Source organism: Neobacillus sp. Soil_C_43 (assembly GCF_057656715.1).
In genome coordinates, this window is sequence record NZ_JBDGJV010000030.1 from 14,194 (window position 1) to 34,239 (window position 20,046).

Consider the following 20,046-nt stretch of genomic DNA (forward strand, 5'->3'; position numbering starts at 1 on the left):
ACTTATTTTATCTTAGATTGTCTCATTAAGAAATAAATTAGGCTAACTACTTAATGATTTACTTGAAGAAAATAAGTAGGATTTATGATGATAACGGATGCTATAAACAAGGCCCATTGCAAACATATTACCCATGAGGGAGCTGCCTCCGTAACTGATAAATGGCAGCGGAATGCCTGTAATCGGAAGGACTTGGATGGTCATTCCGATATTTTGAAACACATGAAAGGTTATCACGCTAATAATTCCTGTACATATATACGTGTTAAAAGGGTCATTGGTTTCAAGTGAGGTTTTAATTAAATGATAAATTAATAGAAAGAAAAGACCAATGACGATACTTCCGCCGACAAAGCCATACTCCTCACCAATCACACTGAAAATAAAATCAGTATGTGCTTCAGGAATATATACCTCGCGATGGGTAAAACCTTTACCAGTAATTAAACCTGATCCGATCGCACTTAATGATTTTAATAGATGGTAGCTTGATCCTGATGAATGATTGCTTGGGTCAAGCCAGGTGTAAATTCGATTGAATTGATAGGTCTTTACATGGAGGTATTTTTCAAGTAGTTCAGGTTTTTGTAATACAAGATAGAAAATCAGGGCAGCGGTGGAAATTCCAGCACTATAGATAGGAATAATAATTTTCCATGTAATCCCTGAGATAAGGATAAACCCTGTTAATATGGAAAGAATCACAAGTCCAGTTCCGAGGTCTGGCTGCATCATAATTAAAGCGAGTGGAGCAGCAGTGGTTACACCTAATTTTAGCAATAAGAGAAAGTCGGTTTTCAATGATTTATCTATGTATTTATCTTGATGATTGGTGGTTAAACGACTTAAGGCCAATATCAAGAAGATCTTAACAAACTCGGACGGTTGAATAGACCCTATGCCCTTAATAATGAACCAGCTCTTTGCGCCGTTTCTGACGGGTGCAATAGACTCAGGGGCAACGTATACCGCAAGGAGTAACAATAAACCCAATCCATATAAATACCAGGAAAGCCGCTTGTATTGATAGGCATCAATAAAGATGGAAACAGATATAATGGCGGCTCCGACCACATACCAAAATACTTGCATGACTAAGAAGTCTTTTTCACCATATTGCTCTGAAGCTTGTGCACTATAGATGGCCGCACAGCTGACAAGGAAGAAGAGAAAAAGTAATAATGTTAATGTCCAGTCAAATCGATCGGCTTTTTTCATCATTGCCACACCCAATTTTTTCTATAATTATTAACTTTATGCAAGCAACCAAGGGTTTATCCCACAATACTATTAGGGGAAATATTAAAACTCTTATAATAAATGACGTTTAATTTAGAAAAATGTTTCCATTTTTCAAAAACTACATAAGGTGCTTTAAAAACATGGTCGCAATACCGAAATAGGTAAGCAAGGAAAAGATGTCGTTTAAGGTGGTAATCAACGGCCCTGATGCCACCGCAGGGTCAATCTTGAGACGATAAAGAATGAGGGGAATAATAGTCCCTGCAAGTGTTCCGATGATAAGAGTGAAGAAGAGAGAGCAACCGACAACCGCGCCTAAAATTAGATTTCCCTGCCAAACATAAGCGATAATCGAGATCAGGATGGCACAGGTAACTCCGATCGTAATGCCGACCCCGAGTTCTCTAATAATAAGGCGGGTAATCACACCGCGGTCAATATCATGTGAAATTAACCCCCTCACGACGACCGCAAGGGACTGTGTGCCTGTATTCCCTGTCATCCCCGCAATCATGGGCATGAAAAAGGCAAGGGCTACAACTTGCTGCAAGGTATGCTCAAAACTGCTGATAATCCTGCCTGAAATAAGTCCAATAAACAATAGCAAAATCAACCATGGTAACCGCCGCGCGGCCGCCACTAACATTTTTGTCTCAAAATCAATGGATTTTCCTGTGGCTGATAATTTTTCAATATCTTCATTCGCTTCTTTGATGACAATGTCGATAATGTCATCGACAGTGACAATCCCAACAAGAACATCGCTTTCATCGACAACAGGGATGGCTAAAAAGTCATATCGTTCTGCCATCCGGGCGACCACTTCTTGGTCGGTCGTCACTGTGACAGAAATAACTCGTTCATACATAATCGTTCGTATCTTCTCTTCAGGCTCGGCCAACAGGAGATCTCGATAGGAAACAACACCAACGAGTTTTCGTGTTTCGTCTGTGACATAGATATAGTTAATCGATTCGGCAAACTCCGCAAAGACCTTAAACTTTTCAACTGCTTCTTTAACAGTAAAATAGTCACGAATCCATACAAAGCGGTTGGTCATGATTCGCCCAGCAGTTTCCGGAGGGTAATTCATAATGCCTTTAACGGCATTCGACTCTTCGGCTTTCATCCCTGATAACAGATCATCCTTTTTTTCAGGAGATAATTCATCTAATAAAAGGGCCAGATCGTCATTATCCATTAAATCGAGAACCTTACTGGATTTTTCAATTCCTAGCTTATTTAATAAATCCAGCTGTTCCGTTTTCGGTAACTCCTCCATTAAGTCTGCCAAGAGGTCAAATTTTAAAAAGAGGAGAAATCGAGCTTTATGCTTCTCGGGTAATTCCTCATAGATTTTTGCCACATCATAAGGCTGAAGTTCTTCTATAATGGATTCAAACTCAGCTTTTTTGTTTTCTTTTAACGTTTTTATGATATAAAGATTAATTTCATCCTGAGTCATATCTTTAATCACGCAGGCCACACTCCTTTCCTCAGGTGCGGTATTGATGATTCTTTTAATAATAGGCGGTTTTAAAGAACAGTGTTGATTTTTATACCCTGTTGATTGGAGCGGAAGGCTCGAAGACTCCTGTGGGAGTACGGTTCAGGGGAGACCCCGCAGGCGCAAGCGCCGAGGAGGCTCGCCGAAACGCCCACGGAAAGCGAAGAGCCTGGAGCGGAAATCAACAGGCAAATTTAACAGAGCCAAAAATAAATCAATTAAATAAAAGGGAAACTGAGATAATAATAAGAAGTGCTATATACTAGTATGTGTAATTCTGAAAAAGCAAAATAGGTGTTATTCAAAAATATTATTTGTAAAAGAATTGAAATAAGCTATTTGACCTATTATTTGATAAAATAAGTAAGTATGAAAAATGGTATAGCAATTTTCTTTATGACATAAATTACATGTGTTTGAACGGAGGAGTTTGGCTTTGAAGAAGCATCATCAAGACATACGGGATCTCATCTATGTCCATTTAAACCAAACAGACCAGTATGTTATGTCCTACGGTATTGAATTCGATGAATTTGCTGCTGCTTTTTCAGGCTCATTAAATCATCTGCTTTTATTAAAGCACCGTTTTGATGATGCTGATTTTAATATGCATACACTACTCGAATATTGTCCGGAAGATAGAATAAATAAATTAGCTGGCGAAGATGTATACAGTTATGGGGACTTTTGTTGGATTGATTTTATTGAAGAAGAGGTCTTAAATGAACTATCAGGGCAAGAGTTGGCTGAATTATTGTATCTTGGCCATCAAAAACATCATTTAAAGCTGCCTTTTTATAATAAGCTAGGGAATCGTTTTGTTTATTTAGCGCATGATGATGGCTGGTTTAACAAAATTTATTACCGAAGCTTTAAGGATTTTTTCCATTTACTTAGTGAAGTGGTTGCTGGCAAGGTAGGCGAGCTGAAGAAAGAAAAGTCCATTCTTGGTATTCGAAAGAAACGGATCTATCCACCGGTGAATAAAGAAATTCTGCTCTCATTAACCCCGTTCATTAAGGAAGGAATCTGTATTTCTTTACGGGATGCCGATCATCAACGCGGACGTTTGGAAATTCCCATCTGGGTTATTGGTGATTTCGCGAATATGGATGACATGTATGAGGAATATGAGAATCTATCAAATAAACCATACCATGCCAAGCTGATCTTTGATAAAAAGACAAAAGAGTGGAAACTAAATGTAATATAAAAGGCTGGCTCCTTGTGAGTCAGCCTATGCTTTTAAACGAGATGGGTTTATTATGAAAACCAAATAGAAAATAATCCTTCGTTCACACCTAAGTTATACATATAGTAAAGTCCGAATAATATGCTGATAATTCCTGTTATGTTGTTTAAGTAGCGATTCACTTGTTTACCAGAGGTTAGCACAAACGGGAGGCCGATTACGGTGGAGAAGCTAAGCATACCAGCAACGGTACCTGCACCAAATATAAGGATATATAGGGCACCCTGCCAAGCCGTTGATACCGTACTCATGGTTAAAAGTACCATGGCCGCACTCCCGGCGAGACCATGAACAAGTCCAATAAAAAAGGACTTTACATTTGAGCGTGTTTTTCTGTTGTGTTCAGATGGTGTATATGTATGATGGTGTCGATGTGTAATGAGGGATAATAAACTGTTAAATCCTAAGGTAACAAGCATGATACCAACGAGAAACTCGAGGTTCATGGCAACCGTATCGTTGATCGTATTTTTCGCCACAAGTAAGAACATACCCACTATAAACAACGTGGCGGTATGCCCGATCCCCCAATACACGCCGGCAAAAAGTGATCGTTTAATATTTTTGGATTCACTAACAATAGTGGAAACTGCAATGACGTGGTCAGGCTCAATGGCATGCTTGATTCCGAGTACAAAGCCTAATAATAATATAGATAATAATGAACCGGTTATCATATGTGTCGCCCCCGTATGGTTTGTCAAAATTATCATAACAGGAAAAACAAGCGCAAATGGCATGAAATAGTGACAAATTACCAATAGATTGTTTTTAAGCAAGCTATTGGAAACATACAATAATCAATAGAAAAAAACATTACTAAATAGGATGACTACATTTCCTTTCTTATTTAATAAAGTGTTAAAATAAAACCGTGAAAGAGAATATGGAGGTTTTGGTATGAAGACAAAACTAGGGTTATTATACGGAGGAAAATCCGCCGAGCATCAAGTATCCTTACAGACAGCTCTTGCTGTTATAAAAGCGTTAGATCTTGAGAAATTTGAAATTCATCCTATTTACATAAATGTCGATGGTCAATGGGTTAAAGGGCCTCAACTCAGTGAGCCGGTAGAGAACGTGCAAGCACTTGCGTTTTCTCAGGGAAACCAATTATCCCCGCTTTCGTTAGCACCAGCGCTATTCCAAGCGGAACCGCAGGCGGCTGCACCGCTTGATGTAATTTTTCCATTGCTTCACGGACCAAATGGTGAGGACGGAACTGTTCAAGGATTATTAGAATTATTAAACCTACCATATGTAGGAAATGGTGTCCTAGCCTCAGCCGCAGGAATGGATAAAGTAATGATGAAAAATGTCTTTGCACAAGCAGGTCTCGCACAAGTAGACTATGTTGCTTTTATTAAAAGCGAATGGGAAAAAGGGGCAGACGATGCATATAGCAAGGTGGAAGCAGAACTAGGATATCCATGTTTTGTCAAGCCTGCGAATCTAGGCTCAAGTGTTGGGATTAGCAAATGTACCAATCGCACTGAATTAGCTACAGCTTTTGCAGAGGCTTTTCAATTTGACCGCAAAGTCATTATTGAAGAGGGAGTAGTTGCCCGTGAAATTGAAATTGCTGTCCTAGGAAACGATGCCCCAGAATGCTCTGTTGCTGGAGAAATTGTTCCGAAAAAAGATTTTTATGATTACAAAGCGAAATATGAAGATGGGGATACCGCATTAATTATCCCTGCTGATATTACAGAAGATGAATACCTTGAGTTGAAAGAAATGGCGGTTCAAGCATTTAAAGCGTTGGATTGCTCCGGACTTGTTCGGGCTGATTTCTTTTTAACAAAAGAGGGTAAATTATTAATCAATGAAGTGAACACGATGCCTGGCTTTACTCCATTTAGCATGTTCCCGCTTTTATGGAAGCATACTGGACTTGAGTATCCGCAATTAATTGAGCGTCTTGTTCAACTGGCAATCGAAAGACATACAGAAAAACAAAATATAAAATATACATTCTAGTGAAGAAAAGACAACGGAGACACGGCTGTAGTGCCGTGTCCGTTTCTGTTTAATAATTGGAAGGAGGGGTATTAAATGATCAAGCGGACTTTAAAGCAGGTTTCAGAGATGGTATCAGCTAGAAATGATAGCAGTGCATTCTCAGATGTTGTAATCAACGGTGTGACTATTGATTCTCGAAAAATTGGGGCAGGAAATCTATTTGTCCCATTTAAAGGTGAACGTGTGGATGGGCATAAGTATGTAGTGGAATCGATTGAAAAAGGAGCAGCAGCTGCCCTTTGGCAGAAGGATGTTCCTAATCCACCGGAAAACCTGCCTATTCTCATTGTGGACGACTGTCTCACCGCACTTCAGGAATTAGCCCGGAATTATCGGAAACAGTTACCTGTTAAAGTGGTCGGAATTACTGGAAGTAACGGGAAAACAACGACTAAAGATATGACAACAAGTCTATTATCGACACAATATAAAGTACAAAAAACAGAAGGAAACTATAACAACCATATTGGTCTTCCATTAACGGTGTTAGGTTTGCATGAGGATACAGAAGTGGCTGTACTTGAAATGGGGATGAGCGGGAGAGGAGAAATTGAATTCCTTACCAAGCTTGCATGCCCTGATGCGGTTGTGATCACGAATATTGGTGAATCCCATCTTCTGGACCTTGGTTCTCGTGAAGGGATAGCAGAAGCAAAATTAGAAATCCTACAAGGACTTCAGGATGGTGGACTGGCTGTTCTTCATGGAGATGAGCCACTTTTAATGGAGCGGATTAAACAATATAAAGGCAATGTTCAAGTGAAAACCTTTGGCCGAAATGAAACAAACGACTTATACCCAACAGAAATTACCCAAATGGCTCAAGGAAACCGGTTTAAAATGAATGCCTCAACAGAAAGCTTCGAACTTCCAGTGCTAGGAACTCATAATATTTTAAATGCATTAGCAGCTATGCACATTGCCCACTATTTTTCCATTCCATATGAAAAAATGAAGGCCGGCTTATCAGGAATTAAGCTAACGAATATGCGTATGGAGCTAGTTGAGGGCAAACGTGGGGAAAAAATAATTAACGATGCCTATAATGCGAGTCCTACTTCCATGATGGCGGCGATCGAACTAGTGTCAAATCTCCAAGGATATGATCGAAAAATCCTTGTTCTTGGTGATATGCTCGAGCTTGGGCCTCAAGAAGAGCAATACCACTTGCAAATCGGAGAAGGCCTGGATGCAGAAAAAACGGATATTCTTTTTACTTTTGGCCCTCTAGGGGAACACATTGCCAAAGGGGCGAAGAAGATTTTAGGGGAGCAGCGTGTATTTGCCTTTCGTGATAAAGCAGAACTCATTGAGAAATTAAAAAGGCATGTGAATGAACAGACTTTAATCCTTGTAAAGGCATCACGAGGGATGAAGATGGAGGAAATCGTCACCGCGTTACAAAAATAGGATACAGGAAAATTTGGAGTATATGGCAGGTGAAACTGGATGATTGGCTGTTTATGTATTCATGGCTTTACTGGTGAGCCATATGAGGTAGAACCCTTAGTTGAATTTTTACAAAAACATACGGATTGGGACTTTAGGGTTCCCACACTACCAGGACATGGTGAAACGAGTTCACTCAAAGGAGTTCATTACCAGGAGTGGATTAACCATGCAGAGACAGAGCTGAAAAAACTTATCGAAACCTGTGATGAGATATATGTGGTGGGTTTTTCCATGGGCGGGATGATCGCCAGTTATCTAGCTGCCAATTATCCTGTTGATAAGCTAATTCTCCTTAGCGCAGCTGCTTATTATATGAATCCAAGGCAGCTGGTTACTGATATCAAGCTGACCCTAATTGACGCTTTCAAAGGAAACTTAAAAGAGAATGAATTATTTCACCGCTATAAAAGAAAAATAACAGAAACACCTTTAACGGCTACTTTACAATTCCGCCAACTTGTTTCATTTATTAGGCCCCTTTTAAATCAAGTGGAAGTCCCCACGCTGATTGCACAGGGTGAGTGTGACGGGATTGTGCCGCTTAAGAGTGCTGAATATTTATATCAAACAATAGGTGCGAAACATAAAAAACTTACCTATATTAAGCAATCGAAACATCATATCTGCCATTGTGAAGAACGTGGTGCCCTGTTTAATCAAGTGTTAGACTTTTTGATGGAGCAATAAGACTGTTGGAAATAGTAAGCAACGTGTCTTTATTGCAAAATACTAGTAAGAGTGGTATGATAATCATCAACGTGTCTAAAGAACGAGCAAAAAGGGCATACTCCTTTGGAGAATGTCTTTTTTTTGGTAAAATAAAGATGTTACCTGATTACTACGGCATTTTGATGCGTATCGGACGAAAATATTCAGTACTATAAATATTTTCAAATAGATGAAGGAGAATGAAAACATTGACAAAGTTTGAAGATTTAGGTCTAAGCCAGGCCACTTTAAAAGCTGTACTCAAAATGGGTTTTGAGGAGGCAACACCAATCCAGTCAGAAACAATTCCATTGAGCTTAGAAAATAAGGATTTGATCGGTCAAGCTCAAACAGGAACTGGTAAAACAGCTGCATTTGGAATTCCATTGGTGGAAAAAATTGATACAAAAATGGATGCTATTCAAGGGATTATTATTGCACCAACCCGTGAGTTAGCGATTCAAGTTTCAGAAGAGCTTTATAAAATTGGAGCGGGTAAAAGAGTTCGTGTCCTACCTATTTACGGAGGTCAGGATATCAGCCGCCAAATCCGTTCACTCAAAAAGGCTCCTCATATCATTGTTGGTACCCCTGGACGTGTGTTAGACCATATTAACAGAAAAACAATGCGCTTAGATACAGTAAATACTGTGATTCTTGACGAAGCAGATGAAATGCTAAACATGGGATTCATTGAAGATATTGAATCCATTCTTGCTGCAACTCCAGAAGAGCGCCAAACATTGCTTTTCTCTGCGACAATGCCAGGACCGATTCAAAGAATGGCAGAAAAATTCATGAAGAACCCGCAAATTGTGCGTGTTAAAACGAAAGAAATGACTGTTCCTTCCATTGAACAATTCTATCTTGAAGTTCAAGAAAGAAATAAATTCGATGTGTTAACAAGACTTCTTGATATTCAATCACCAGAATTGGCCATTGTATTTGGTCGTACAAAACGCCGTGTGGATGAGTTGTCAGAAGCATTAACTTTAAGAGGATATACAGCAGAAGGTATTCATGGTGACTTAAGCCAGGCAAAACGGATCTCTGTTCTTCGCAAGTTTAAAGAAGGAACAATTGATGTACTTGTTGCAACTGATGTTGCTGCGAGGGGACTTGATATTTCTGGCGTAACGCATGTATACAACTTTGATATTCCACAGGATCCAGAGAGTTATGTTCACCGTATTGGACGTACAGGTCGTGCGGGTAAAAAGGGTGTAGCACTAACATTTATTACTCCGCGTGAAAAATCCTATCTTGCAGTTGTGGAAAAGACGACTAGAAGCAAGATGGAAAAAATGAAGACTCCTACGCTTGATGAAGCATTAGAAGGCCAACAAAAAGCAGTGGTTGAAAAAATCGTTCAGACGATTGAATCAAATAATCTTCATTACTACAAAGCAGCTGCTCAAGAATTGCTTGAAGAAAACGATGCAGAAACAGTTATCGCAGCTGTCCTTAAGATGCTTACGAAGGAACCTGATACGACACCGATTAAGCTGACAGAAGAACAGCTTCCACAAAAAAGGGAAAGAAAGTCTTACAATGATCGTGACCGTAAAAGAAGAGATGATTCTAGAGGATCTTATGGTGGTGGCGATCGTAACAGAAAAAAGGCACCAGTAAAACCAAGAAGCGGTGAAAAAAGAACGGGTGGCAAGCCATCTAAGCCAAGATCGTTTCAAGAACGTTAATTCATAGACAATAAGAAGCATGGACTTTATGTTCATGCTTTTTTCTATGTTCAATAAGGGAATACTAATAAAAACTCTTACGATGGAGTGATGGTATGACAATTGTTCGTCTTGGATACGTAGCAATGAGCGTAGAGGTAGCCAATGCTTCCCCCTCTCAAACGATGACCTTTGCGCAATTCAGCCGGATTAAAGACCGAGAGGCAGGCATTCGGAAACTAGAAAGAATTGCGATCTCAAACATAGAAAATTGTTTGCGGTTATTAAAACATACTGCTGCCAATGAAATTCACTTTTTTCGCTTAAGTTCTCGTCTGATTCCGCTTGCGAATCATGGAGAATTATTAGATTGGAACTATATGGAGCCCTTAAAAGAGGCGCTCGGAAATTTGGGCAGTTATAGTAAAGAAAAGAACATGAGGATCGATTTTCATCCCGACCATTTTGTCGTTTTGAATTCGCCCGATAAGGAAATTTTAAAAAACTCATTAAAAACCCTAGTGATGCATGAAGCGCTGCTTGGAGGGATGGATATAGATACCGAACACCGATGTGTTCTCCATGTCGGTGGTGGATATGAGGATAAAGAAAAGGCATTGGAACTGTTTATTCATAACTGGGCGTACATTAAGCCTTCACTTCAAAAAATGATTATGCTGGAAAATGACGATACTACTTTTACTGTAAAGGATACATTATATCTTTGTGAAAAGTTAGGGATTCCGATGGTGTTTGATTATCACCACCACTTAGCGAATTTTGAAGATTTGGATTGGGTTTCAGATTGGGAGCGGATTATTAGCACCTGGGCACATTCGCCGCTACCGGTGAAAATGCATATCTCTAGTCCTCGTTCCGAAAAGGAATTTCGCGCACATGCAGACAATGTTAATCCTGAAATGTTCATGGATTTTTTAAAAGAAATAAAAGGAACGGTTCCGGAGATTCACTGCATGATAGAGGCCAAACAGAAAGATGCTGCGCTTTTTCAATTGGTGAAGGATTTAAAGGAGTATGAGGGGTTAAATTGGCTCGATCAGTCTAGTTTTCAGATGGAATAGACCTTTTTAGGGAAAAGGAAAAGGGACAGCTCCGAAAGATAGCTTCGAAAGCGTCCCTGTTATTTTTGACTCCAAAATCCAAGAACGGCAACAATAATGATGACGGCCCATACTAAAACCTTCACAGGTGATTGAATGGACAGATTTTTCTTTCTGCTGTTTGCCCAGTTGGCGGTTCCTTTAATAGAATCAGAAAGATCTTTTTTATTATAATAAGGAATGGCGCCTAGTAAAAAGCCGCCTAACAAACCAAAAAGATGCGCCGTAATATTAATATTTGGCTGAAGAAAGGTCATAATTAAACTGACTACACTGAGTGTGATGATAATTTGTGAGTTTTGTTTTGTCATCATATTTTTTCGGAAGATAACGATGGCTATATAATAGCCGAAAAGCCCAAAAATCGCTCCACTTGAGCCGACATGAGTATATGTTAATGGTTCTAGCAGCAGTGTAGCCACATTGGCTATTAGTCCGGAGAGAAGATACACAAGTAAAAATCTTCCTCCACCTAGCATCCGCTCCAGTGCAGGTCCGAATAGCACCAGCGAAAAACTATTAAATAGCATATGAGAGAAACCACTGTGCATAAAAGTCGGTGTAATTAGCCTCCAAAATTGCCCTTCCATAATATAAAGATTGACTCCAGAAAAATTTTCAAAAAACCAATAGTTTGGGAATATGGGTAAGATGGTTAAAAGATATAATACTAAGTGAATGCTGACGATAATTGAAACAACGGGATAGAAACGAATAAACTCACGTACGTTTTCAGTCCTTGTAAACATGAACACCCTCCTCTCACTATCATGATAACCTTAATTTCTGTCTTGTACACTATTATGCCGATGACAATATAAATAGAAGGAATGATGCACGATGATTAAAGGAATTGGAATTGATATTATTGAACTTTCAAGGGTTCAGGACATATTGAATAGACAAACGAAGTTAATTGACCGAATATTAACTGCTCGTGAAAGGGATACATTCGAAACCCTATCAGAAAGGCGCAAGGTAGAGTTTCTGGCAGGGAGATTTGCAGCTAAGGAGGCATTCTCAAAAGCGGCAGGAACAGGGATTGGAAAAGAACTATCCTTCCTAGATATTGAAATAATTAGCGATCAACTCGGCAAACCTCATATAGTAAAACCAAACGTCCAGGCCCATCTATCCATCTCACACAGCAGAGACTACGCAGTGGCACAAGTGGTGATTGAAGAGATTGGGAAAGACCTTTCTTGAAAATTTCTCTGTTAAGTTTCTTGTTGAATTGGCATCCTGTTGATTGGAGCGGAAGGCACGAAGACTCCTGTGGGAGTACGGTTCAGGAGAGACCCCGCAGGCGTGAGCGCCGAGGAGGCTCGCCGAAACGCCCACGAACCGCTCGTGCCTGGAGTGGAAATCAACAGACTAATCATATTGAACAAATATAGATAGCTTGGCAACCTCTTTAGTCATAAACCCTAAGGTTGTCTCATATATTCATAGGGAAATAGGAGAGACAAGGTCAGCTATGGTCATTTGCCTGATCCCTGCCTTTCTCTTCTCTATAATCATATGAAATGAGACAAGAAGGGGTTGAAGGAATGAAGAAAAAGTTAGTGCTGCTCATGACAGGACTGATGGTCATCTTTTTACTAGCTGCCTGTGGCTCTAAATCACAAGATGACGTGGTGAAAGAGTTAAATGGTAAATTAGGAGATTTATCGAGCTACAAAGTGAATGCAAAGATGACATTGAAAATGGGGGCAGATTCACAAGTTTATAACGTGGAAATCTGGCATAAGGATCCTACTTTCTATCGCGTCAATTTAAAGAATGCCGAAAAAGACCAAAGTCAAATGATTTTAAGAAATAACCAAGGGGTATTTGTTCTTACACCTGCCCTAAATAAAAGTTTCCGTTTCCAAAGTGATTGGCCGCAAAACAGCAGCCAGGCATATTTGTATGAATCACTAATTAAGGATATTGTTGCGGACAAAGAGGCCAAGTTCTCCTCTACTAAAGACTTTTATGTGTTTGAAACAAAAACTCGTTATCAAAATAATAGTATGCTTCCAATCCAGGAAATTAAACTAAATAAGGGTGACCTATCACCGGCAGTTGTAAAGGTAATGGATCCGGATCGAAATGCGCTTGTGACTGTAGAGTTTTCGAAGGTCAAATTTAATGCGAGCTTCGATAAAGACGATTTCGATATGAAGAAAAATATGACACGTGCCCAGCTTAATTTGCCGGCAATGGCAGAGGGCGGCGACAAATCCTTTAGCGTGAAGTATCCTACTTTAGAGCTGAAAGGTACCAAGTTAATTGGTGAAAAAGAAGTAGCGATTGAAGATGGAAAACGAGTAGTCCTCACTTATGATGGTAAAAAATCATATACACTTGTACAAGAGAAAGTAACTGCTAAGGTAGCCTCTACCACACCAACCAATGTTGAAGGCGATATTGTGGATTTAGGTCTCACCATTGGAGCGGTATCAGATCACTCGATTTCTTGGTCACATGGTGGTGTCGATTACATGATCGCATCGAAAAACCTAACGAAAGATGAAATGATCGAGATAGCAAAATCCGTTCAGGGTGATGCTGTAAAATAATAAGGAATCAATGAAACAGGCCCATTATGGGTCTGTTTTCTTTTTGTAAAAGTTGTTATATAGTAACTTGAAAAAGCAGTCTGTTATTTTTTGTGATAAAATAATTTAATGTGTTAAATACAATTAGGAAGTGGAAGTATGGAAGAGCAAGGATATTTCTATCGGGATACATGGGCAGAAGTGGACCTAGATTGTATCTCAGAGAATGTCACCTCCGTTAAAAAACATCTGCCTCAACAGATTTCAATTATTGCAGTAGTAAAAGCGAATGCTTATGGTCATGGGGATGTACAGGTCGCAAAAACAGCTTTGGCTGCAGGTGCATCTTATTTAGCGGTTGCCTTCATGGATGAAGCGATTGCCTTGAGAAATAAAGGGATTGACGCACCTATTCTTGTTTTAGGAGCGACGAGGCCTGAAGATATCAGTATGGCAGCTAAGTTTTCAATCACCCTTACTGTTTTTCAAAAGGAATGGCTGGAAGAAGCAAAAAAACATCTAACAACAGATCAATCAGTGGCTCTTCATATCAAAGTAGATACGGGTATGGGGAGAATTGGTGTCCGAAGTGTAGAGGAGCTACACACTATTCATCAACTCATCGGTGTGGATGATCGCTTGGTGCTAGAAGGGGTGTATACTCATTTTGCAACAGCGGATGAACTGGACCGAAGCTACTTTCAGCAGCAGCTGGAGTTATTTGAAAAAATGATTGCGGCTTTGCCTGAACGTCCGAAATTCGTGCATTCAAGTAATAGTGCCGCTGCTATACGGTTTCCAAAGGCCTATTTTAACGCGGTTCGAATAGGGATTGCGATGTACGGACTGACCCCATCTTTAGAAATGGAAAAAGAAATCCCTTTTCCGATAAAAGAAGCCTTTTCCTTACATTCACGGCTTGTCCATGTGAAAAAACTGACAAAAGGTGATAAAGTGAGTTACGGGGCGACGTATGAAAGTGAAGAGGAAGAGTGGATTGGGACTATTCCTATTGGTTATGCAGACGGTTGGCTTCGTAAGCTACAAGGTCAGGAAGTGCTGGTCGCTGGTGAACGTTCGCCAATAGTCGGCAGAATCTGTATGGATCAATGTATGATACGTCTCCCTAGATATGTACCGGTTGGAACCACGGTTACTCTAATTGGAAAGCAAGAAAACCAATTCATATCTGTGAATGAAATCGCTCAAAAACTCGAAACAATCAACTATGAAGTGCCTTGTATCATTGCAAATCGAGTTCCTCGCCTTTATAAAAAGGGCGACAAAATTGTCGATTTAAAAAATGATTTGTTGAACAATTATCAGGCCTAAATAAAGAAATTTAAACATATTTATGTTATTGCGGTAATTTGTGCATAAAAGCATCTTTTATTGGCTTATAATACAGTAGAATTATATTTAGTCTATGAATTAAGGTTGAATAGTGTTATTATTAAATATGGTACAGATAAATTATATTGGTGTGTAGTGATGGTGGAGGTGTATGTTTGTGTCTGAATCCGGCGCAACTACGGAAATCTTAGTGAAATTACCGCAACATCTTTTAACGGAATTAGATGGTTTCGTTAAGCAAGAAAATGTGAACCGAAGCGAGTTTATCTACCAGGCAACAAAAATGTATCTACGCGAACGTAAAAAGAGACAAATTCGCGAGTCAATGAGACGTGGGTACATGGAAATGGCTAAAATTAATCTTAGAATTGCGTCAGAAGCATTTCAAGCAGAATATGAGGCAGAACACACAGTTGAACGTCTTGTAAGCGGAGGATAATCCTTTGATTGTCAAGCGTGGTGACGTTTATTTCGCGGACCTATCCCCAGTTGTTGGTTCTGAACAAGGCGGCGTCCGACCAGTACTTGTCATCCAAAACGACATCGGGAATCGGTTTAGTCCCACAGTGATTGTTGCAGCGATTACAGCTCAAATTCAAAAAGCTAAGCTTCCTACTCATGTAGAAATTGATGCGAAGCGCTACGGATTTGAACGAGATTCGGTCATTCTGTTAGAGCAGATTCGTACAATTGATAAGCAGCGGTTAACCGATAAAATTACCCATCTCGATGACGAAATGATGGAGAAAGTGGATGAAGCCTTGCAAGTAAGTTTAGGTCTCATCGAATTTTAGTTTTACAGCACGCTCTTTACTAAAAGAGCGTTTTTTCATACATATTCTGACCTCATACTATAATTCTGCCTAAAGCAAGCTACGCCAGCTTGCTTTTCTTTTTTTTAACAAATGCTTTTGGTAGCTTTGATGAAACGCTTCCTGGATTTTGGTACAATATGTAAGGGAAGCAATAACACACTTGATACATATATACGAAAATGGAGGATTGTTTTGTGAATGATACGGTTGTAAAAGATGATCAATTACTAAGAAAAATCGCTGCTGAACAAGCAATTTCTTATAAACAAGTGAAGAGTGTCATTTCATTACTTGAAGAAGGTAACACAGTTCCCTTCATCGCTCGTTACCGCAAGGAAATGACAGGAGCTCTTGATGAAGTTCAAATTCGAAATATTTTAGAGAGATGGCAGTACATACAGAATCTTGAACAAAGAAAAGAAGAGGTCCTTCGAATTATTGGGGAGCAAGGAAAACTAACGGACGAGCTCAATCAAGCTATTACAAAAGCTGAAAAGCTTCAAGAAGTGGAAGATTTATACCGCCCGTATAAACAAAAGAGACGGACAAAAGCGACAGTTGCGAAAGAAAAAGGATTAGAGCCTTTTGCGGAGTGGTTGATGACTTTTCCAAAAGAGAGTATCGAAGGAAAAGCAAAGGAATTCTTATCCGAGGAAAAACAAGTTCTCACAATTGAAGAGGCAATTGCTGGTGCGAAAGACATCATTGCAGAAATGGTTTCAGATGATGCGGAAAGCCGCAAATGGATTCGCAAAGAGACATTTAAATCTGGCACCGTTGCTTCAGTTGTAAAAGATGCGGAAAAAGATGAGAAAAACGTGTACGAAATGTACTATGAATATGAAGAACCCGTTAATAAAATTGTGCCCCACCGCACGCTTGCTTTGAATCGCGGGGAGAAGGAAGACATCCTGAAGGTATCAATCAAAATGAATGTCGATTTAATCTTGACCTACCTTTCAGGAAAATGGATTCGTAATCAACACTCTCCAGTAGCACAGGTTGTAGTAGAGGCGCTTGAAGATAGTTATAAGAGACTTATTCAGCCATCGATCGAACGCGAAATTCGTAGTGAGTTAACCGAAAAAGGGGAAGAACAAGCCATACATATTTTCTCTGAAAACTTAAGGAATCTGTTATTGCAGCCGCCGTTAAAAGGAAAAGTGGTTATCGGTGTCGACCCTGCATACAGGACAGGCTGTAAATTAGCAGTCGTTGATGAAACGGGTAAGGTATTAAAGATTGATGTAATTTATCCGCATCCACCGGTTTCGAAAACAAAAGAAGCCCGTGAAAAGTTTATTTCAATTTTGCGCGAGTATAAGGTGGAAATGGCTGCAATCGGAAATGGAACAGCTTCAAGGGAAACGGAACAGTTTGTTGCTGATATCTTAAAAGAAATGAATGAGGAAATCTTTTATTTAATTGTGAATGAAGCGGGTGCTAGCGTGTACTCTGCCTCTGACATTGCTAGAGAAGAGTTTCCTGATTTCCAGGTTGAAGAAAGAAGTGCAGTTTCTATTGCAAGACGTTTGCAGGATCCGCTTGCCGAGTTGGTGAAGATTGACCCGAAATCAGTGGGTGTTGGTCAGTACCAGCATGACGTAACGCAAAAGCGTTTATCCGAATCACTCCATTTTGTCGTTGAGACAGCAGTTAACCGTGTAGGTGTAAATGTAAATACTGCTTCTTCCTCCTTGCTACAGTACGTGGCAGGTCTAAATAAAACGGCTGCAAACAATATTGTTAAGAAGCGTGAAGAGGAAGGGAAATTCACCAGCAGGGTTCAATTAAAAAAAGTTCCTCGCTTAGGTGCGAAAACATATGAGCAAGCGATTGGCTTCTTACGGGTATTAGACGGGAAGCAGCCGCTAGATCGCACGGGCATTCATCCGGAGAATTATGATGAGGTTAAGAAGTTATTATCAAAGTTAGGCTTTACAACGGATGACTTAGGAACGGAAGCATTAAAAGTCGCGCTTAGCGGACTTGATCTAAAGTCTGTTTCTGAAGAGTTATCGATTGGTGAGTTAACCTTAAAGGATATTATTGATGCTTTAGTCAGACCTGAACGTGATCCGCGTGATGATTTACCAAGACCACTACTGAAAAAAGACGTTTTAAAGCTCGAAGACTTGAAGGCGGGAATGGAGCTTCAAGGTACCGTTCGAAATGTCGTTGATTTTGGTGCGTTTGTTGATATTGGCGTGAAACAAGACGGTTTAGTTCATATATCTAAGCTAAGCAACCGCTTTGTCAAGCATCCACTGGATATTGTTTCTGTTGGAGATGTTGTGACCGTGTGGGTGGATTCGGTTGATATGAAAAAGGGTAGGGTCGCGTTAACGATGCTACCACCGTCAAAACAATAATGAAAAAAGGAAACACTGCTTTGTTTAATTAAAAGAATGCATGCGGCTTCGAGAATTGTCCAGCTCAAGCGCCTAGCCCCTCGGGTCAAATAACCTTCTGTAATAAAAGTCAAAGAGCGACTTTTCTTGCAGAAGAACATTTGCCTGTCGGGGCTGACCAAGGCGCTTGAGCTTTTCTTATGAGCAGTGTTTTTTTCTGTAAAAAAACCAGCACTGGTTTAATAGTTTGATCTGGTAGCGGTCCTTCTCATAGAAAGCCCTTTTCATTTGGTTTTGCAACCAATTTGGCATAATGAAACCTCCCGAAAAGTTCGTCACCATTAATGGTATAAACAATATATGCTATAATAGGTTGTCATGTTCGCGAAAAAAGGGGTGAAAGGTAAAATGACCGAGCAGGAATTGCAAATATTGGTCGAAAAGATATCTGATGAGTCATTTGGAAAACCTTTTTGTCACCAAGCGACCTTTAACCCGAGATTACGTTCTACAGGAGGAAGATATCTACTAGGGACACATAATATAGAGATCAATAGAAAGTACTTAGATCAGTTAGGGGAAGATGAGCTAATCGGCATAATTAAACATGAACTGTGTCATTATCATCTTCATCTTGAGGGGAAAGGCTATCAGCATAAAGATGCAGACTTTAAGTCATTGTTGAAAAAAGTAAAAGCTCCTCGATTCTGTTCTCAGCTCCCGGATAAAAAGGTAAAGCGTTCAGCGAAAAAACTCCTAATATACCAGTGTTCCAATTGCCAGATCACCTATACAAGAAAAAGAAGTATCAATACCAGCAGATATGTTTGTGGCAAATGCCGAGGCAAGCTTGTGAAAGCTAAGGAAATAATAGTAGGATAGAGTGAAAAATCTGGAATTTAATTTTATCTAAAATCTATGTTGACTTTCTGTTGAACCGTCATTATAATGTAAAGAGTCGACAGGGCAAACGCCTTGTTGAAACTAAATAATCATTATTCCGCAGTAGCTCAGTGGTAGAGCTATCGGCTGTTAACCGATCGGTCGTAGGTTCGAGTCCTACCTGCGGAGCCATTATGGGGAAGTACTCAAGAGGCTGAAGAGGCGCCCCTGCTAAGGGTGTAGGTCGGGTGACCGGCGCGAGGGTTCAAATCCCTCCTTCTCCGCCATAATATTTTATGGCCCTTTGGTCAAGCGGTTAAGACACCGCCCTTTCACGGCGGTAACACGGGTTCGAATCCCGTAAGGGTCATCAGGGACGGGGAGTGACATTGACTCATTTCCTGTTTCTTAATCTTTATAGTTACTTCTTATAATATTGGGCTATAGCCAAGCGGTAAGGCATCGCACTTTGACTGCGACATGCGTTGGTTCAAATCCAGCTAGCCCAGCCATTTTTCTTTTATTGACCATCTGACTAACGGTATAAAAGATTAGTGAAACATCTTAGTATGAGCCATTAGCTCAGTTGGTAGAGCATCTGACTTTTAATCAGAGGGTCGAAGGTTCGAGTCCTTCATGGCTCACCATTTATTAAAATATGCGGGTGTGGCGGAATTGGCAGACGCACCAGACTTAGGATCTGGCGCCGCAAGGCGTGGGGGTTCGACTCCCTTCACCCGCACCAACCAATCATTTCCTCTTGAAATAAAGTAGCTATCGTGTTATGATTGTTTTTGTCGCTAATTATAATGCGGTCGTGGCGGAATGGCAGACGCGCTAGGTTGAGGGCCTAGTGGGGGCAACCCCGTGGAGGTTCAAGTCCTCTCGGCCGCACCAAAAACTTTATTGACAAACCAAACTGGGCATGATATACTTTGAAAGTTGATTTTAAAAGTTGCGCCCGTAGCTCAATTGGATAGAGCGTCTGACTACGGATCAGAAGGTTATGGGTTCGACTCCTTTCGGGCGCGCCATTCTTATTACGGGAAGTAGCTCAGCTTGGTAGAGCACTTGGTTTGGGACCAAGGGGTCGCAGGTTCGAATCCTGTCTTCCCGACC

Annotated in this window: 18 protein-coding genes and 9 tRNA genes; 22 read left to right on the forward strand and 5 right to left on the reverse strand. The window is 40.2% G+C overall.

Annotated elements, in window-relative coordinates; translation table 11 throughout:
* Positions 1-42: 42 nt before the first annotated feature.
* Both AC3A54_RS24670 and mgtE read right to left on the reverse strand, forming a co-directional pair.
* On the reverse strand, positions 43-1,218 hold the full coding sequence (locus AC3A54_RS24670; RefSeq protein WP_487656572.1) for an FtsW/RodA/SpoVE family cell cycle protein: 1,176 nt from the start codon (positions 1,216-1,218) through the stop codon (positions 43-45).
* Positions 1,219-1,360: 142 nt separating this feature from the next.
* The gene (gene mgtE / locus AC3A54_RS24675) at positions 1,361-2,719 is read right to left on the reverse strand and encodes a magnesium transporter (protein ID WP_487656573.1); all 1,359 of its coding nucleotides are present in this window, start codon (positions 2,717-2,719) and stop codon (positions 1,361-1,363) included.
* A gap of 466 nt (positions 2,720-3,185) precedes the next feature.
* On the opposite strand from mgtE, the gene AC3A54_RS24680 reads away from it, so the two are divergent.
* Positions 3,186-3,962 carry a hypothetical protein gene (locus tag AC3A54_RS24680; protein WP_335544765.1) on the forward strand — a complete coding sequence of 259 codons (777 nt, stop codon included), beginning with the start codon at positions 3,186-3,188 and terminating at the stop codon, positions 3,960-3,962.
* 50 nt (positions 3,963-4,012) lie between these two features.
* Here the strand turns inward: AC3A54_RS24680 and AC3A54_RS24685 are convergent, their stop codons facing one another.
* Positions 4,013-4,675, reverse strand: a complete 663-nt coding sequence (locus tag AC3A54_RS24685) for a sulfite exporter TauE/SafE family protein (RefSeq protein WP_487656582.1) — start codon at positions 4,673-4,675, stop codon at positions 4,013-4,015.
* A gap of 226 nt (positions 4,676-4,901) precedes the next feature.
* On the opposite strand from AC3A54_RS24685, the gene AC3A54_RS24690 reads away from it, so the two are divergent.
* The 5 genes from AC3A54_RS24690 (at position 4,902) to uvsE (ending at position 10,944) form a co-directional block, all read left to right on the forward strand.
* Complete coding sequence (locus AC3A54_RS24690; protein ID WP_335544766.1) at positions 4,902-5,981, forward strand: D-alanine--D-alanine ligase; 1,080 nt, start codon at positions 4,902-4,904, stop codon at positions 5,979-5,981.
* 75 nt (positions 5,982-6,056) lie between these two features.
* Entirely contained in the window at positions 6,057-7,433 is a 1,377-nt protein-coding gene (locus AC3A54_RS24695; protein ID WP_487656574.1) for a UDP-N-acetylmuramoyl-tripeptide--D-alanyl-D-alanine ligase, read from the forward strand.
* 39 nt (positions 7,434-7,472) lie between these two features.
* Positions 7,473-8,162, forward strand: a complete 690-nt coding sequence (locus AC3A54_RS24700; protein ID WP_487656575.1) for an alpha/beta hydrolase — start codon at positions 7,473-7,475, stop codon at positions 8,160-8,162.
* A gap of 230 nt (positions 8,163-8,392) precedes the next feature.
* Positions 8,393-9,883, forward strand: coding sequence for a degradosome RNA helicase CshA (cshA, locus tag AC3A54_RS24705; RefSeq protein WP_308081481.1), 1,491 nt, complete (start codon positions 8,393-8,395; stop codon positions 9,881-9,883).
* A 95-nt stretch (positions 9,884-9,978) separates the two neighbouring features.
* Positions 9,979-10,944 carry a UV DNA damage repair endonuclease UvsE gene (gene uvsE, locus AC3A54_RS24710; protein WP_487656576.1) on the forward strand — a complete coding sequence of 322 codons (966 nt, stop codon included), beginning with the start codon at positions 9,979-9,981 and terminating at the stop codon, positions 10,942-10,944.
* Between the two features lie 59 nt (positions 10,945-11,003).
* Here uvsE and AC3A54_RS24715 read toward each other — a convergent pair whose 3' ends face one another.
* Entirely contained in the window at positions 11,004-11,732 is a 729-nt protein-coding gene (locus AC3A54_RS24715) for a rhomboid family intramembrane serine protease (RefSeq protein WP_487656577.1), read from the reverse strand.
* Between the two features lie 91 nt (positions 11,733-11,823).
* On the opposite strand from AC3A54_RS24715, the gene acpS reads away from it, so the two are divergent.
* The 6 genes from acpS to AC3A54_RS24745 all read left to right on the forward strand — a co-directional run bounded on the left by acpS (position 11,824) and on the right by AC3A54_RS24745 (position 18,066).
* Positions 11,824-12,189, forward strand: a complete 366-nt coding sequence (gene acpS, locus AC3A54_RS24720; protein ID WP_487656578.1) for a holo-ACP synthase — start codon at positions 11,824-11,826, stop codon at positions 12,187-12,189.
* 344 nt (positions 12,190-12,533) lie between these two features.
* Positions 12,534-13,547 (forward strand): outer membrane lipoprotein-sorting protein, encoded by a 1,014-nt coding sequence (locus AC3A54_RS24725; RefSeq protein WP_487656579.1) that lies wholly within the window; start codon positions 12,534-12,536, stop codon positions 13,545-13,547.
* A 138-nt stretch (positions 13,548-13,685) separates the two neighbouring features.
* Complete coding sequence (gene alr, locus AC3A54_RS24730) at positions 13,686-14,858, forward strand: alanine racemase (protein ID WP_487656580.1); 1,173 nt, start codon at positions 13,686-13,688, stop codon at positions 14,856-14,858.
* A 178-nt stretch (positions 14,859-15,036) separates the two neighbouring features.
* Positions 15,037-15,318: a CopG family ribbon-helix-helix protein gene (locus AC3A54_RS24735; RefSeq protein WP_071354167.1), complete on the forward strand. Its 282-nt coding sequence runs from the start codon at positions 15,037-15,039 to the stop codon at positions 15,316-15,318.
* A 4-nt stretch (positions 15,319-15,322) separates the two neighbouring features.
* Positions 15,323-15,673: a type II toxin-antitoxin system endoribonuclease NdoA gene (gene ndoA, locus AC3A54_RS24740; RefSeq protein ID WP_007083556.1), complete on the forward strand. Its 351-nt coding sequence runs from the start codon at positions 15,323-15,325 to the stop codon at positions 15,671-15,673.
* A 215-nt stretch (positions 15,674-15,888) separates the two neighbouring features.
* Positions 15,889-18,066, forward strand: coding sequence for a Tex family protein (locus AC3A54_RS24745; protein ID WP_487656581.1), 2,178 nt, complete (start codon positions 15,889-15,891; stop codon positions 18,064-18,066).
* Between the two features lie 177 nt (positions 18,067-18,243).
* On the opposite strand, the gene cmpA is transcribed toward AC3A54_RS24745, so the two are convergent.
* Positions 18,244-18,357 carry a cortex morphogenetic protein CmpA gene (cmpA, locus tag AC3A54_RS24750; protein WP_160725735.1) on the reverse strand — a complete coding sequence of 38 codons (114 nt, stop codon included), beginning with the start codon at positions 18,355-18,357 and terminating at the stop codon, positions 18,244-18,246.
* Between the two features lie 96 nt (positions 18,358-18,453).
* Between cmpA and AC3A54_RS24755 the strand changes: the two genes are divergently transcribed.
* The 10 genes from AC3A54_RS24755 (at position 18,454) to AC3A54_RS24800 (ending at position 20,044) form a co-directional block, all read left to right on the forward strand.
* Complete coding sequence (locus AC3A54_RS24755) at positions 18,454-18,927, forward strand: SprT family protein (protein ID WP_335544776.1); 474 nt, start codon at positions 18,454-18,456, stop codon at positions 18,925-18,927.
* A gap of 117 nt (positions 18,928-19,044) precedes the next feature.
* A tRNA-Asn gene (locus tag AC3A54_RS24760) sits at positions 19,045-19,119 on the forward strand.
* Positions 19,120-19,123: 4 nt separating this feature from the next.
* Positions 19,124-19,214, forward strand: a tRNA-Ser gene (locus AC3A54_RS24765).
* Between the two features lie 11 nt (positions 19,215-19,225).
* A tRNA-Glu gene (locus tag AC3A54_RS24770) sits at positions 19,226-19,297 on the forward strand.
* A 67-nt stretch (positions 19,298-19,364) separates the two neighbouring features.
* Positions 19,365-19,439 (forward strand) — tRNA-Gln (locus AC3A54_RS24775).
* Positions 19,440-19,498: 59 nt separating this feature from the next.
* Positions 19,499-19,574: transfer RNA gene (locus AC3A54_RS24780), tRNA-Lys, on the forward strand.
* Between the two features lie 13 nt (positions 19,575-19,587).
* A tRNA-Leu gene (locus tag AC3A54_RS24785) sits at positions 19,588-19,672 on the forward strand.
* Between the two features lie 66 nt (positions 19,673-19,738).
* Positions 19,739-19,824 (forward strand) — tRNA-Leu (locus tag AC3A54_RS24790).
* A 60-nt stretch (positions 19,825-19,884) separates the two neighbouring features.
* A tRNA-Arg gene (locus AC3A54_RS24795) sits at positions 19,885-19,961 on the forward strand.
* A gap of 9 nt (positions 19,962-19,970) precedes the next feature.
* A tRNA-Pro gene (locus AC3A54_RS24800) sits at positions 19,971-20,044 on the forward strand.
* Positions 20,045-20,046: the final 2 nt, after the last annotated feature.